At 33.0% G+C, this 15,504-nt stretch carries 12 protein-coding genes, 1 tRNA gene and 3 rRNA genes; 5 read left to right on the top strand and 11 right to left on the bottom strand.

Annotated features, from left to right (window positions below):
- Positions 1–5: 5 nt before the first annotated feature.
- From HMPREF9709_RS03365 to HMPREF9709_RS03315, 11 genes are all read right to left on the bottom strand, one after another.
- Entirely contained in the window at positions 6–524 is a 519-nt protein-coding gene (locus HMPREF9709_RS03365; RefSeq protein WP_005397925.1) for a Gx transporter family protein, read from the bottom strand.
- Positions 524–913, bottom strand: a complete 390-nt coding sequence (locus tag HMPREF9709_RS03360) for a NusG domain II-containing protein (protein WP_005397923.1) — start codon at positions 911–913, stop codon at positions 524–526. The genes HMPREF9709_RS03365 and HMPREF9709_RS03360 overlap by 1 nt, the downstream gene beginning before the upstream one ends.
- A 47-nt stretch (positions 914–960) precedes the next feature.
- A complete protein-coding gene (locus tag HMPREF9709_RS03355; RefSeq protein WP_005397921.1) occupies positions 961–1,956 on the bottom strand; it encodes a PTS sugar transporter subunit IIC in 996 nt (331 codons plus the stop codon).
- A 96-nt stretch (positions 1,957–2,052) separates the two neighbouring features.
- Positions 2,053–2,589, bottom strand: a complete 537-nt coding sequence (gene hpt, locus HMPREF9709_RS03350) for a hypoxanthine phosphoribosyltransferase (RefSeq protein ID WP_005397920.1) — start codon at positions 2,587–2,589, stop codon at positions 2,053–2,055.
- Positions 2,590–2,698: 109 nt separating this feature from the next.
- A 5S ribosomal RNA gene (gene rrf / locus HMPREF9709_RS03345) occupies positions 2,699–2,815 on the bottom strand.
- Between the two features lie 69 nt (positions 2,816–2,884).
- Positions 2,885–5,934: ribosomal RNA gene (locus tag HMPREF9709_RS03340) — 23S ribosomal RNA — on the bottom strand.
- Between the two features lie 38 nt (positions 5,935–5,972).
- Positions 5,973–6,048: transfer RNA gene (locus HMPREF9709_RS03335), tRNA-Ala, on the bottom strand.
- A 133-nt stretch (positions 6,049–6,181) separates the two neighbouring features.
- Positions 6,182–7,711 (bottom strand): 16S ribosomal RNA (locus HMPREF9709_RS03330).
- The 16S, 23S and 5S rRNA genes sit together here with 1 tRNA gene alongside, the layout of an rRNA operon.
- A 449-nt stretch (positions 7,712–8,160) precedes the next feature.
- On the bottom strand, positions 8,161–9,306 hold the full coding sequence (locus HMPREF9709_RS03325) for a hypothetical protein (RefSeq protein ID WP_005397063.1): 1,146 nt from the start codon (positions 9,304–9,306) through the stop codon (positions 8,161–8,163).
- A 3-nt stretch (positions 9,307–9,309) separates the two neighbouring features.
- Positions 9,310–10,266 carry a peptide-methionine (S)-S-oxide reductase MsrA gene (gene msrA, locus HMPREF9709_RS03320; RefSeq protein WP_005397062.1) on the bottom strand — a complete coding sequence of 319 codons (957 nt, stop codon included), beginning with the start codon at positions 10,264–10,266 and terminating at the stop codon, positions 9,310–9,312.
- A gap of 11 nt (positions 10,267–10,277) precedes the next feature.
- Positions 10,278–11,075, bottom strand: a complete 798-nt coding sequence (locus HMPREF9709_RS03315; RefSeq protein ID WP_005397061.1) for a DnaJ domain-containing protein — start codon at positions 11,073–11,075, stop codon at positions 10,278–10,280.
- A gap of 343 nt (positions 11,076–11,418) precedes the next feature.
- Between HMPREF9709_RS03315 and HMPREF9709_RS10310 the strand changes: the two genes are divergently transcribed.
- From HMPREF9709_RS10310 to HMPREF9709_RS03295, 5 genes are read left to right on the top strand one after another with little or no spacing between them, the layout of a single operon-like run.
- The gene (locus HMPREF9709_RS10310) at positions 11,419–11,856 is read left to right on the top strand and encodes an ABC transporter substrate-binding protein (RefSeq protein ID WP_005397919.1); all 438 of its coding nucleotides are present in this window, start codon (positions 11,419–11,421) and stop codon (positions 11,854–11,856) included.
- Positions 11,837–12,424: an ABC transporter substrate-binding protein gene (locus HMPREF9709_RS10305; RefSeq protein ID WP_005397918.1), complete on the top strand. Its 588-nt coding sequence runs from the start codon at positions 11,837–11,839 to the stop codon at positions 12,422–12,424. Before HMPREF9709_RS10310 ends, HMPREF9709_RS10305 begins: the two co-directional genes overlap by 20 nt.
- Before the next feature lie 15 nt (positions 12,425–12,439).
- Entirely contained in the window at positions 12,440–13,426 is a 987-nt protein-coding gene (locus tag HMPREF9709_RS03305; RefSeq protein ID WP_157573228.1) for an iron chelate uptake ABC transporter family permease subunit, read from the top strand.
- Positions 13,416–14,420 (top strand): iron chelate uptake ABC transporter family permease subunit, encoded by a 1,005-nt coding sequence (locus HMPREF9709_RS03300; protein WP_005397916.1) that lies wholly within the window; start codon positions 13,416–13,418, stop codon positions 14,418–14,420. Before HMPREF9709_RS03305 ends, HMPREF9709_RS03300 begins: the two co-directional genes overlap by 11 nt.
- Positions 14,417–15,169, top strand: coding sequence for an iron ABC transporter ATP-binding protein (locus HMPREF9709_RS03295; RefSeq protein ID WP_005397915.1), 753 nt, complete (start codon positions 14,417–14,419; stop codon positions 15,167–15,169). The genes HMPREF9709_RS03300 and HMPREF9709_RS03295 overlap by 4 nt, the downstream gene beginning before the upstream one ends.
- Positions 15,170–15,504 lie beyond the last annotated feature (335 nt).

Below are 15,504 nucleotides of genomic sequence, written 5' to 3'. Positions count from 1 at the left end.
TGCTCCTAAAATTTATTAATTTTCTTTAATTGTGAAGCCACATTATATGAACCCAAACCTACGAAATATCCTGTTACAATAGCAATAATTGTTAAAAATGGAAAATAAGTATAAAGCATAAGTGACTTCAAAATATATGCTGCAGCCGTGACCTGCGCAAAATTATGTGAAACCGCTCCAATTATACTCACCCCTATAATACTAAATATCTTAATCTTTTCATTAAAATATTTTAAGGAAATCCACATTGTAATGGTGCTTAAAAGTGCACCCGCAAAACTATAAATAAATGATGTCCCTAACCCAACAATTAACATTAATAAAATGGATTTTAACAGTGCAACCACCATTCCTCTTTTAAAACCATATAACATTAATGTAACTAAAATTACCATATTTGACAATCCCAATTTGGCCCCTGGCATTGAAAATGGTAATGGTATCAATCTTTCAACTAAAGATACTGCTAGTGCCATCGCTACAAGCAAAGCAGTATAAACTAAATCTCTTAACTCTCTACTCATTAGAATGTAGACCCATCAACTTCGCCAGAAGATCCATCAGTTGACTTGATTTCAACTACTAGCCTATTAGGTAAACATACTAATAATTGGCCAATTTTATTAATAGTCCCTTGTTTTATACACAATTTATCCAAACAAGAGGCATCAATTATTTGAACCTCTTCATCTCCAAATTTTAAAATATTATATCCATATTCAGTTTCTACTTTATATGTTTTACCAATAATATCTTTTGAAAAATGTATGGCATTTATCTCCTCGCCATTTATTTGAATACTAACATATTTCTTTTCTGCATTATCACTAGCTTTAGACATATAAAACGCTAAAAAAATACTAAATACAACTAATAAAGCAACTAGTACTTTATCACCCTTTGTTAATTTCATACTATCTCCTAACCCTAAAATTATATCATAAAATTAACTATTTTAAATTAATTTAGCTTCATATCTCCAGATTTAATATATGATTTTTTTCTCATATATTCAGAAAAAATTAATGATAATATACTTGGTAAAATAACACATATTAAAATAATTTGTAATAAACTATCTTTTCTCATAACTTCATATGTGGAAATTATTCCAACAAGTCCGCTTGTTCCCATTCCTGATCCAATTGGGCTTGATTTAATTTGAAATATAGTTGTAGCTATTGGTCCTAATATTATACTTGAGAAAACAGGAGGTAGCATAATCCTAGGATTTTTAATAATATTAGAAATTTGAATCATTGATGTACCAATCCCTTGAGATATCAATCCTCCAAATTTATTTTCTCTATATGAAGAAACTGCAAACCCAACCATATGACAACAACATCCTACTAAAGCTGCTCCAGCAGCTAAGCCATTTAAATTAAGGGCAATACCAATAGCTGCAGAACTAATTGGCATTGTTAAAGCAATTCCCATAACTGTAGATATAATAATTCCCATAACAATTGGTTGTTGTTCAGTTGCGAAATTAATGATTTTACCTATTCCATTCATAAATGTAGCAATATATGGGCTAACAGTGTTTCCTACTAATCCACCGATTATAATTACTATAAAAGGTATAATAACAATATCAACTTTTGTTTTACCAATAATCCTATTGCCTATTTCCACACTTATCCATGATGAAAAAAGTGCACCAACTGGTTCACCTATCTGCAATAAAGCTTTTCCATCAACAAATCTAATACTACCAGCACCTAGTGAACCTGCAACAACAGCAGAAATCAAAACCAATGACTTTGCATCTAAACTATAAGCAACCCCAACACCAATCGCTGCCCCCATAAATAACTGAGCAATACTACCAATTGAAATTAAAAAATCAACATTGGCTAAAATACCAACCTGTTTAATAATCAAACCTATAATTAGTGATGAGAATAAACCAAGTGCCATTCCATTTAAAATCTTAATAATATATTTTCTCATAATTTTCCTTTTAATACGGTATACAGAAATGCAAACCGCATATTATCTTTAATCTTTAATAATTTAAACTTTTCTTGTGGTATCATCAAACTTCTATTAACTATATACTTCTTCTTTCAAGCTAGCTACAAATGGTAAGTTTCTATATTTTTCAGCATAATCTAAACCATATCCAATAATAAATTCATTAGGTAATTCATAGCCGATATATTCAACTTCAACATCTACTTCTCTATTATCAACTTTATCTAAAAAAGCACAAATACGTACAGATTTTGCACCTCTTTCTAAAAAAAGTTTCTTTAAATAGTTCAAAGTATACCCAGAATCAATAATATCTTCAATGATTAATACATCCTTATCTATTACGCTATAATCTAAATCCTTAAGTATTCTAACCTCTCCAGTAGAACTAGAATTTTGTCCATAGCTTGATACTGACATAAAATCTATATTAATTTGCATATCAATTGATCTCATTAAATCAGCAAAAAATGGTACCACTCCCTTTAATACTCCAACCATTAGTAAATTAGAATTTTGATAATCATCATAGATCTGTTTACCCATTTCTTTTACTCTAGTTTGTATTTGTTCTTCTGTAATCAAGATTTCTTTAATATCGTTATACATTTATCACTCCTATAAATTTAATTCCATCATATAAATTATAACATAGCATTACCGTATATAAATAAAAATTTTATAAAAAAAAAGCATACATAAGTATGCTTTCAAAACTATTTGGCGACTACCTACTCTCCCAAGCCGTTACCAGCCAAGTACCATCAGCGATGAAGGGCTTAACTTCTGTGTTCGAGATGGATACAGGTGTATCCCCTTCGCTATTGTCACCACATATTAAACTCTAAACAATTTTTCGTGACTTAACTATTGCTATATGTCACATAATAGTAAAGAAATATTTCTGGTCAAACTTTCGAGTTATTAGTATCAATTAGCTACATACATTACTGTACTTACACCTTTGACCTATCAACCTCATTTTCTATAAGGACTCTTTTAGAAATCTTATCTTGAGGTGGGCTTCGTACTTAGATGCCTTCAGCACTTATCCCTTCCAGACTTAGCTACTCAGCCGTGCCATTGGCATGACAACTGATACACCAGCGGTCTGTCCATCCCGGTCCTCTCGTACTAAGGACAGATCCTCTCAAATTTCTTACGCCCACGCTGGATAGGGACCGAACTGTCTCGCGACGTTCTGAACCCAGCTCGCGTGCCTCTTTAATGGGCGAACAGCCCAACCCTTGGGACCTACTCCAGCCCCAGGATGAGACGAGCCGACATCGAGGTGCCAAACCTCCCCGTCGATGTGAACTCTTGGGGGAGATAAGCCTGTTATCCCCGGGGTAGCTTTTATCCGTTGAGCGATGGCCCTTCCACTCGGTACCACCGGATCACTAAGTCCTACTTTCGTATCTGCTCCACTTGTAGGTGTCGCAGTTAAGCTCGCTTTTGCCTTTACACTCTTTAAATGGTTTCCGTCCATTCTGAGCGAACCTTTGAACGCCTCCGTTACTTTTTAGGAGGCGACCGCCCCAGTCAAACTGCCCGACTGACAGTGTCCCAACACCCGATTCAGGGTGTATGGTTAGAACCTTAAAGCCTAAAGTGTGGTATTCCAACGGCGACTCCTTAGCAACTGGCGCCACTAATTCTTCATCTCCCACATATCCTCTACATTAGGCCTCAAAATCCAATATCAATCTGCAGTAAAGCTCCACGGGGTCTTTCCGTCCTAGCGTGGGTAAGTCGCATCTTCACGACTAATACAATTTCACCGGATCCATTGTTGAGACAGTGCCCAAATCGTTACACCTTTCGTGCGGGTCGGAACTTACCCGACAAGGAATTTCGCTACCTTAGGACCGTTATAGTTACGGCCGCCGTTTACTGGGGCTTAAGTTCTAGCCTTCGCTTGCGCTAAGCCTTCCCCTTGACCTTCCAGCACCGGGCAGGTGTCAGCACCTATACTTCATCTTGCGATTTAGCAGATACTTGTGTTTTTGGTAAACAGTCGCTTGGGCCAATTCACTGCGGCCTCATTTCTGAGGCACCCCTTCTCCCGAAGTTACGGGGTCATTTTGCCGAGTTCCTTAACAATGGTTCTTCCGCGCGTCTTAGAATTTTCTTCCTTCCTACCTGTGTCGGTTTGCGGTACGGGTGCTTTTAGTCTCGATAGTGTCTTTTCTCGGCAGCTTGGTGTCAGTTCCTTCTCTACTTATTTTTCGATCCCCATCACACTTCATCGTTACCCGGGGGATTTGCCTCCCAGGCCTAACTTTGTGCTTGGACGCGCTTTTCCAACCGCGCGCTAAACCTAACCTTCTGCGTCAACACATCTCTAATAACGACTACTAGCAGTACAGGAATTTCAACCTGTTATCCATCGCCTACGCCTTTCAGCCTCGGCTTAGGTCCCGACTTACCCTGGGAGGACGAGCCTTGCCCAGGAAACCTTAGGTTTTCGACGGGTGAGATTCTCACTCACCTTCTCGCTACTCATGCCAGCATTCTCTCTTGTGTACTCTCCACCTATCTTGCGATTCAGCTTCAACGTGTACACAATGCTCCTCTACCAATTTAGAGACGAGAAGTAAATTTTCTAAGTTCTGTTATTTAATCTTCTGAAATTGTTATACTTTTTTCTTATTTCGTGTTTGTTACACGGGAATAATCTTGATGTCTGACGTAATTAATTTTTTTCGTCTATTTCATTTGATTTCTTTGTATTTTATATTTCTGATTAAACAACAATCTGTTATCTTAGATAACTTACTTCATGTCTCTAAATTCCGTAGCTTCGGTATCATGTTTAGCCCCGTTTATCTTCGGCGCAACTCCACTTGACTAGTGAGCTATTACGCACTCTTTAAATGTGTGGCTGCTTCTAAGCCAACATCCTAGTTGTCTAAGTAGAATCACATCCTTAACCACTTAACATGATTTAGGGACCTTAGCTGACGGTCTGGGCTGTTTCCCTTTTGAGCGTGAAGCTTATCCCTCACGTTCTGACTGCCGACTATAATTATCTGGTATTCGGAGTTTGATAGATTTTGGTAACATTAAATGCCCCTCAACCATTCAGTGCTCTACCTCCAGTAATCTTATTATCGACGCTAGCCCTAAAGCTATTTCGAGGAGAACCAGCTATCTCTGAGTTCGATTGGCTTTTCACCCCTACCCACAGGTCATCCGATACGTTTTAAACCGTACCCGGTTCGGCCCTCCATTGAATTTTACTTCAACTTCAGCCTGCCCATGGGTAGATCACCCAGTTTCGGGTCTATAGCATCAGACTTTCGCGCTATTCACACTCGGTTTCCCTACGGCTTCGTGACTTAATCACTTAACCTTGCCTAATACCATAACTCGCTGGCCCGTTCTACAAAAAGTACGTGGTCACAGATCCTGTCTGCTTCCACTGATTGTAAGCACAAGGTTTCAGATTCTATTTCACTCCCCTTCCGGGGTTCTTTTCACCTTTCCCTCACGGTACTATCCTCTATCGGTCACATGGTAGTATTTAGCCTTGGGGGGTGGTCCCCCCATATTCACGCCGAATTTCTCGTGTTCGACACTACTCTTTCTAGCTGTTTTTGTCAACTTTTCGTATACAGGACCTTTACCTTCTATGGTTAAGCTTTCCAGCTTATTCTACTATGTTTTGAAAAACTAATGCTAAGTTGGGCTCTTTCCCTTTCGCTCGCCGCTACTTAGAAAATCGAGTTTTCTTTCTCTTCCTCCGGGTACTTAGATGTTTCAGTTCTCCGGGTTTTCCCCCACATAGCTATGTATTCACTATATGGTACATGACTCTTCATCATGTGAGTTTCCTCATTCGGAGACCCACGTATCAACGCTTGTTGCAGCTACTCGTGGTTTTCGTTCGCTAACGTCCTTCATCGGCTCCATGTGCCAAGGCATTCACCTTGTGCTCTTTTCTGTTTGACCAGAAATATTTATTACTATTTAATTGTTTAAGGTTCAAATGGTGGAGGTAAGGAGATTCGAACTCCTGGCCTCCTGCGTGCAAGGCAGGCGCTCTCCCAGCTGAGCTATACCCCCATAAAGAAATCTGGTATATAACCAGACTAAATATTAAATTTTCCTAAACATAACGTCAACACTTTTCTGAATCGTAATTTCTCTTTTTTTATAGTTAATGAATACTTAATTTCTCCATTTAACTTTTCCTTAGAAAGGAGGTGATCCAGCCGCACCTTCCGATACGGCTACCTTGTTACGACTTCACCCCAGTTATTGACCCTACCTTCGGCGTCTGCCTCCTTGACGGTTAGCTCGACGACTTCGGGTATTGCCAACTCCCATGGTGTGACGGGCGGTGTGTACAAGACCCGGGAACGCATTCACCGTGGCGTTCTGATCCACGATTACTAGCAACTCCGACTTCATGCAGGCGAGTTGCAGCCTGCAATCCGAACTGAGATCTGTTTTATGCGATTCGCTTGCTCTCACGAGGTAGCTGCGCTTTGTTCAGACCATTGTAGCACGTGTGTAGCCCAAGACATATAGGGCATGATGATTTGACGTCATCCCCACCTTCCTCCGGTTTATCACCGGCAGTCTCTCTAGAGTCCTCGACTTTACTCGCTAGTAACTAAAGATAGGGGTTGCGCTCGTTACGGGACTTAACCCAACATCTCACGACACGAGCTGACGACAACCATGCACCACCTGTATACAAGTCTCCGAAAAGACTATCCTATCTCTAGGATATTCCTGTATATGTCAAGCCTTGGTAAGGTTCTTCGCGTTGCTTCGAATTAAACCACATGCTCCGCTGCTTGTGCGGGTCCCCGTCAATTCCTTTGAGTTTCATACTTGCGTACGTACTCCCCAGGCGGAGTGCTTAATGCGTTAGCTGCGTCACTGAGATTTGACTCCCAACAACTAGCACTCATCGTTTACTGCGTGGACTACCAGGGTATCTAATCCTGTTTGCTACCCACGCCTTCGTATCTCAGCGTCAGTTAGATTCTAGAAAGTCGCCTTCGCCACTGGTGTTCCTCCATATATCTACGCATTTCACCGCTACACATGGAATTCCACTTTCCCCTCATCTACTCAAGTTAACCAGTTTCTAAACCGAACCGTGGTTGAGCCACAGCCTTTAAATTCAGACTTAATTAACCGCCTACATACCCTTTACGCCCAATAATTCCGGACAACGCTTGCCCCATACGTATTACCGCGGCTGCTGGCACGTATTTAGCCAGGGCTTGCTTCTTAGCTACTGTCATTATCTTCGCTAAGGACAGAACTTTACAATCCGAAGACCTTCATCGTTCACGCGGCGTCGCTGCATCAGGGTTTCCCCCATTGTGCAAAATTCCCCACTGCTGCCTCCCGTAGGAGTCTGGACCGTGTCTCAGTTCCAGTGTGGCCGTTCAACCTCTCAATCCGGCTACTGATCGTTGCCTTGGTAAGCCACTACCTTACCAACTAGCTAATCAGACGCGAGACCATCTTTCACCGAAATTCTTTAACATTTACATCATGCGATATTAATGTATCATAAGGTATTAATCCCGGTTTCCCGAGGCTATCCCTTTGTGAAAGGCAGGTTTCTCACGTGTTACTCACCCGTTCGCTACTTTCCTTTTTCGGTTTCATTCCGAAGAAATCGACTGAAAAATTCTCGTTCAACTTGCATGTGTTAAGCACGCCGCCAGCGTTCGTCCTGAGCCAGGATCAAACTCTCAAATTAAAGTTTGATCTAGCTTATTTTTTGAAATTATTACTCAAAAGTTATTGACGTTATTTACTTGTTTAGGTTCTTTATTTTTTTAAGTCTCTCAAGAGTCTCTCTCGATGCGACTTTATTATATTAACACCATCATTTTATTTTGTCAAGCTTTTTTTTATTTTTTTTTCAAAATATTTTTTTCAATATTTTTTCGCTTCACTCAATTTGTGGTGCTCTATTATATTAGCAAGATATATATACTTTGTCAAATTTTTTTTGATTTTTTTTACTTTTTGCTATTTTTAGGCTTTTATGGGGTGTTTTAAACGCAAATTTCACTGATTATTGATAAAAAATTTAAAAATAAATCTTATTTTTTAGAAAATTTTTAGATTTTTTCGAATTAAATATTTCTATATATAGAAAAAAGCTATTATTTTAACACGTAGTTAATCATAATAGCTTTTGGCTTACTCATGTATTTTCTTTATAGATTCTATTTCTTCTATCTTTCTATTAAGTAGATCACCTATATCATTAATTTGTTCTGTAGTTAACTTTTCTGAATATATAGAAAAAATATATTTATTTGAAGTATTTACAATACCAGCGTCATATTTATATTCCTTTTTATCTTGATGTATGTTTTTATTTCCCGAAGGACTATATATTGAACTTAAAAATAAAGTATTTTCTTCTTTAAAGAGAGAATCAAATACCGAATTTATGGTTGTACTACCTTTATCTTGCACATTAATCAGTTTAGCAATATCTTTAACAGAATATTTTTTAAAATCACTATTCTTCAATACAATATTTAATGTATTGGATTCATTTATCTTGTTTTCTACTAATATCCTATTAATAATATTTTTTGATATTCTATCGCCTTTTGAATAGGCATCGTTTAATATCCTATCTACTTTTACTTTATCACCTATATTTTTAGAACTATAAATGTTACTTGGTGCTAAATCACTCTTATAAATAGTTACTTCATCATTGATTTTGAAGATATTATTTTCTATTCCATGCTTTACTAACAATAAATTAATAAAATCCTTAATATCATAATTTTCATATTTAACATCTTCATTTATAGAAAGTAACTCTTTTCCATCTTTTTCTAAATATATAGAAAAATCTTTCTGCTTAATAGATTTTTCGTTTAGATATTTGTTTAATTCTTCAAAAAGTATATCTTCATAATTGTTTTTTACAATATTAATTATATTTGGGTTTGAAGATTTATTTGCTACATATACGCCATTTTCTTTTTTAAAATTATCATAGTATAGATTTTTATTATATTCCTTAAAGGATTTATCATATTCACTTGTTGCATAATATGACCTTATTTGTCCATAATTAGCTCTTTTTTGTAAAAATAACACAGATATTAATTTATAAACTCCAAAAAATAATAAAATTACTACCAATAATAAAAAAGTTATTCTTAATGGAACATTCTTTTTTTTACGAACTCTTTTTCTTTTATTTACGTTTAAATTTCTATTATATAAAGAAGACTTATTATTTTTTATCCTGTCTTTTCTTCTTTTTTCTCTTATTTTATTTATTTTATCAACATTTTTAATGCGTCTTCTTTGTGACATTTTTTACTCCACAAGTTTTTTATATTCTGAATATCCTCTTTCATCCATTTCTTCATACGGAATAAATTCTAAGCTTGCTCCATTTATACAATATCTTAAACCACCTAATTCTTTTGGTCCATCATTAAATACATGACCTAAATGAGTATCACCAGATTTGCTTTTTACTTCAATTCTTTTTCTGCTCAATTTATTATCTTCAAAGTAATTTAATGAATTATCGATTGGTTTACTAAAAGATGGCCATCCACATCCCGCGTCAAATTTGTCAGTTGACGCAAATAAAGGTTGTTTTGTTACGATATCAACATAAATTCCTTTTTCATAGTGCGTATCATATTCACTTGAAAAAGGCATTTCAGTATCCGCATTTTGAGTTACTTCAAATTGTGTTTTAGTTAAGTTTTGTTTTAATGTTTCTTCATCTGGTTTAGTATATTTTTGTAATTGTGAATCTTCTTTCGCTAAAGAAAGATCTACATGACAATATCCACCAGGATTTTTTTGCAGATATTTTTGATGATATTCTTCTGCTGGATAATAATTTTCTAAAATTTTATTTTCAACTACTATTTCTTTATTGTAATTATTTTTAACTAATTCAAAAAATTCTCTAACTGATTGTCTATCTTTACTATTTAATGTATAAATTCCTGTTCTATATTGTGTACCTACGTCTCCACCTTGTTTGTTTAATGAAGTTGGATCAATGGTTCTAAAATATTGTTCTAAAATTTGATATAAATTTATTTTATCTGCATCATAGATAATTTTAGTTGTTTCCGCAAATCCAGTAGATCCTGTACAAACTTGTTCATAAGTTGGATTTTCAATAACTCCATTAGCATATCCTACTTCAGTTTCAACTACACCATCTATTTGATCAAAATATGCTTGTGTCCCCCAGAAGCATCCTCCTGCTAGATAGATTTCTTTTAAATTATTATTTTTATTTGTCATTTCATACCTCTTTACATATTTTTATAACGTCTTACATTTTCTTCAGATAAGAATTCAAATGCATTATTTACTTTTTTAAACATTTCTTCCGCATTATTTTCTTTACTTAAATCTGGATGATATTTTTTTGCTAATTTTCTATATGATGACTTAATTTCTGAATATTCAGCATTATATGAAACTCCTAAAACATCACAAGCTTGCTCGTATTGGGATTTGAATTGTGAAAATGGATTATATCCTCCAGGATTTTGATATCCTCCTGTGTTTCTTCCATCATAACTTCCACCAGTATATGCACCACCTCCGAAAGAATTAAAATATTCTTCAAAGATTCTTTCCCATCTTTCATTTTCAGCTTGTTGTCGTCTTCTTCTTGCTTCTTCTTCTCTTCTTCTTTGTTCTTCAAATTTTCTATTTAATTCATCAATATATTCTTGTTTGTATACAGAATATGGTCTTCTATTATTTGTATCATTTATCATGTCATTAGCATATGCATATAAAAATTTGTTTGTTGCATATTGCCATTGATATAATTTTCTTAAACTACCTTTACCTAACATGGAAATTATTATAGGTAATAGTAAAACAAGAAGTAATATTATCCCTGGACCTGTAAATATGAATAACAATAATAAAGGAAAAATAAACATTGACACAATTACCATCATAAATATTGGTAACAAAAGAGCCTTTGCTTGTTCACTTAGATTAGTTATAAATTCAAAAGTAACAACCAATCCCTTTATTATTGCATCTACCATTTTTGCAAATCCTAACGAGATATATCCCCATAATTTCTTCATCTTCACCTCATAAATCTATTTTCTTTTCAAATTTAATTTTAATATCTTTATAATTTCATTTTATCATAAATTTTAACATATATAATTTTTCATAAAATATATTATGAATATAATTATATAGTATTATTTTCTAATTTAAAATAAAAATATTTGTTACGTTATTGTCACATTATCAAATCTCATGTAACTATTGTTTTTTAGCGTTTCATTTTAATCTTGACTAAATTAGTATGAATTAAGTTTCTATTTCATTGACATATTTTTTTCAATTATTTATACTCAATTTTGTCGACAATATTATCAAAATTTTATACTAGTAAATCTCATTTATGAAAGGAAACATATGAAAAAAAAAAAAAAAAAAATAGGTATTTTACTAATAATATCAATATTAATCATAGGATGTAGTAATAAGACAAATACCCAAAAAGCAGAAGATAAAAACAAAGTTGAAACAATCACTATAACAGACAATAGAGGCGAGCAAAAAATTCCTAAAAATGCTAAATCTATTGCAGTACTTGACAGTAGAGCCTTTGCTATAATAGCAGATTGGAAAGTTAAAATAAGTGCAGCACCTAAAAATCTCATTCCTGCTGATAATCCATTAAAAAATGATGAAAGCATTGCAAATATCGGAAATCATAAAGAACCAAAATTCGAAACTTTAGCTTCTGTACAACCCGATATTGTAATTATTGGTCAAAGATTTGCACAACACTATGATGCAATTAAGGAATTATTACCAAAAGCTAAGTTAATTGATATCAATATTAATTAAGTTAATTGATATCAATATTAATTTAGAAGAAAAAGATTCAAAAAATTTGATTGACGGGTTAATAAGTCACACTGAAACTCTTGGTAAAATTTTTAATAAAGAAAAAGAAGCTAACGCATTAATAAATCAATTAAACGAAAGTATCGAAAAACTTAAGGCAATTAATACAAATGATAAAACATTTATGGGAGTTATTGTTTCTGCTAAAAATATTGGATATTCTGCTCCACATACAGGACGTGTTTGGGGACCAATTTTTGATATTCTAAACTTAAAACCAGCACTTGAAATTAAAAATGCATCATCAAATCATAAAGGTGATGATATAAGTGTAGAGGCTATAGCAAAGAGTAATCCAGATGTGTTATTAGTCCTTGATAGAGATGCTGCAATTTCAAAAGAAGAAAGTGTTCCAGCAAAAGATATTATTAAAGGATCAAATACACTAAAAAATACTAATGCAATAAAAAACAATAAAGTTTATTTCACACCAAACGACACTTATATTAACGAGTCAATTAAAACTTTTATAAATATATTTAACCAATTAGAAGACTTTTTAAAATAACTATACAGATGAAAGATGATAAATATGAGATTATCGACAACTATCAAAGAAAACAAAACAATTAAATATTTACTTATTAGCTCATTTTTTGTTATATTTCTTTCTATTTTTTCTCTTTTTACAGGGGCATATGACATAAACAATTCTAATCAAGGATGGTATATTTTTAGAATTTCACGTATTTCAAGAACACTTGCAGTAATGTTAACTGGAGCTTCCATTTCAATTTGCGGACTAACAATGCAAATATTAACAAGAAATAAGATGGTAGATTCAACTACAACAGGAACGGTAGAATGGGCTGGGTTAGGTTTGATGTTTTCTTATATTTTCATCTCTTCACCTACAATATTTGAAAGAACATTTTTTTCAATAATATTTTCATTTATCGGTACAATAATATTTTTTATGTTAATTAAAAAAATCAAAATTAAATCCTCATTAGTTGTACCGATTGTGGGGATTATGCTTGGTGCAGTCATATCATCTATATCTACTTTTATAAGTTTAATGTTTAACGCAAGACAAACAATAAGTGTATGGTTTTCTGCTTCTTTTTCTAATATTGAATCAGGCAGATATGAAATTTTATGGATAGTAGTGTTTTTTACAGCTATTTTATTTATATTCGCAGATAAAATAACATTAGCAGGTTTAGGAGAAGATATCAGTAAGAGTTTAGGATTAAATTATGAGAAAATTATTATTATAGCAACCATTTTAATATCTTTAAATATCGGTATAGTTTCATCTGTTATTGGCAATATACCTTTTTTAGGATTAATAGTGCCAAATATATTATCAAAAATTATCGGAGATAATTTAAAAACTAATTTACCTTTAGTTACCCTTGTTGGAATGTCAATACTATTAGCTGCAGATATCCTTGCAAGAACAGTTATTTCTCCATTTGAGATACCTGTTTCACTTGTGATGGGAATATTGGGAGCTTTTGTATTTCTAATTATGATTATTAAAAAGAGGTTAAAAAATGAGAAATAGTAGTGATTCTTTTGTAGATAATAAAACGTATAAGTCATATTGGAAGAAAATATTATTGCTTTGTATTACCTCAATTATTTTCACAGCATTATTAATCTTTTACAATAATCCAATAAGTGCAAACTCCCCTTCTTTTTATCCAATTATTAGAAGAAGACTAATGGTTATAATTGTCATATGTATAGGTTCTATTTCACACAGTTTGTCAACAATTGCATTTCAAAGTTTAACAAATAATCGTATCATTACACCTTCATTGTTAGGTTTTGAATCATTATATTCTGTTATACAAACAGCTACCATATATTTTTTCGGTATAACTACTTTAATTAATTTTAATGGTAATTTTGCATTTATTACTCAACTTATGTTAATGATGTTATTTTCTTTATTGATTTATTCTTGGTTATTATTTTCAAAAGATTATGATTTACAATTTTTATTATTGATTGGAATAATATTAGGCATTGGGTTAAGATCAATTTCATCATTTATGTCTAGATTACTTAGTCCAAATGAATATGATATTTTACAAGCTAGATTATTTGCATCAGTAAATAATTCTAAATCCGAATCAATACCAATAGCAATCATACTTTTGATAATCTCAGCAAGTTTATTGTTTTTTAACTCTAAAAAACTCAATGTTTTTTCTTTAGGAAAAGATATAGCTATTAATTTAGGATTAAATTACAAAAGAACTTCATTATTTATATTATTTCTAATATCAATGCTTATATCTATTTCTACGGCATTGATTGGACCAATAACGTTCTTAGGATTTCTTTCAGCTTTATTTACATATCATTTTGCTAATACATATGACCATAAATATTTGTTTATCATGTCAATATTTATAAGCTACAGTATTTTAGCTTTTTCTTATTTTATTATGAATCATGTATTTTATGCTGAAGGTGTTGTGACTATAATAATTGAATTAATTGGTGGAATATCATTTCTATTTTTAGTAATTAGAAAGGGCAAATTATGATAAAAGTTAAAGATGTAAAAAAGATTTATTCTAAAGATGTAACTCTTGGACCTTATAATATTGAGATAAAAAAATCTGGTATCACTTCCTTAATCGGACCAAATGGAGCCGGTAAATCAACGTTATTACTTATGATTGGGCGTTTACTTGAAATGAATGAAGGAATCATTGAAGTAGCAAATTATGATGTTTATGATACAGACAGTAAAGATATAGCAAAAATATTAAGCATTCTAAAGCAAGAAAATCATTTTATAAGTAGATTGACAGTAAGACAATTAATAGGTTTTGGAAGATTTCCATATTCTAAAGGCCATTTAACTAATGAAGACCAAGAAATTATAGATAAGTATATAAAATTTCTTGATCTTAAACCTTTAGAAAATAGATTTCTTGATGAGTTATCCGGCGGTCAAAGACAGAGAGCTTATATTGCGATGGTATTATGTCAAGAAACTGACTACATTTTACTAGATGAACCATTGAATAATCTTGATATTTCAAGGTCTGTAAGTATGATGCGACATTTACGTGAAGTCTGTGATGAATTAAATAAAACTATCATATTAGTCATGCATGATATTAATTTTGCTGCAAGATACTCTGATAATATTTGCGCTTTAAAAAACGGAAAAATATATTCATATGATAAAACAGAAAATATCATGAAAAGTGAAATATTAAGTGAAATATTTGAAACAGAAATAGAGATAATGAATACAAATAAAGGGCCAGTGGCTATATATTAGCGTTAAATTAGTTAAATTAAAGGGAGCAATTGTTGATATTAGGGCTGCTTCATCTCTTTGATAGTTGTAAAAAGCATTGAGTAGAAAGGTTCCTCTCTATGTCTTGGAATGTTTAATATGATTGTTTCGTCGCTCATTTTTATTTTTATCATTTTACACCATTATACGGACATTACTTTATACGGACATTACTGGAGTTTTCTCCAAAATGGTACTAAATTCGATATTTTCTAATTTGGTACCAAAAATTTCAATAAAAAATTGGTACCAAAATTGAAAATTCAAGATTTGGTACCAAAATCTCCAAAAATAATTGGTACTAAAATTGAAAATTT

This window comes from Helcococcus kunzii ATCC 51366, assembly GCF_000245755.1.
In the GTDB taxonomy this organism is placed as follows: Bacteria; Bacillota; Clostridia; order Tissierellales; family Peptoniphilaceae; genus Helcococcus; species Helcococcus kunzii.
This window is presented reverse-complemented; position numbering and strand designations above follow the sequence as displayed.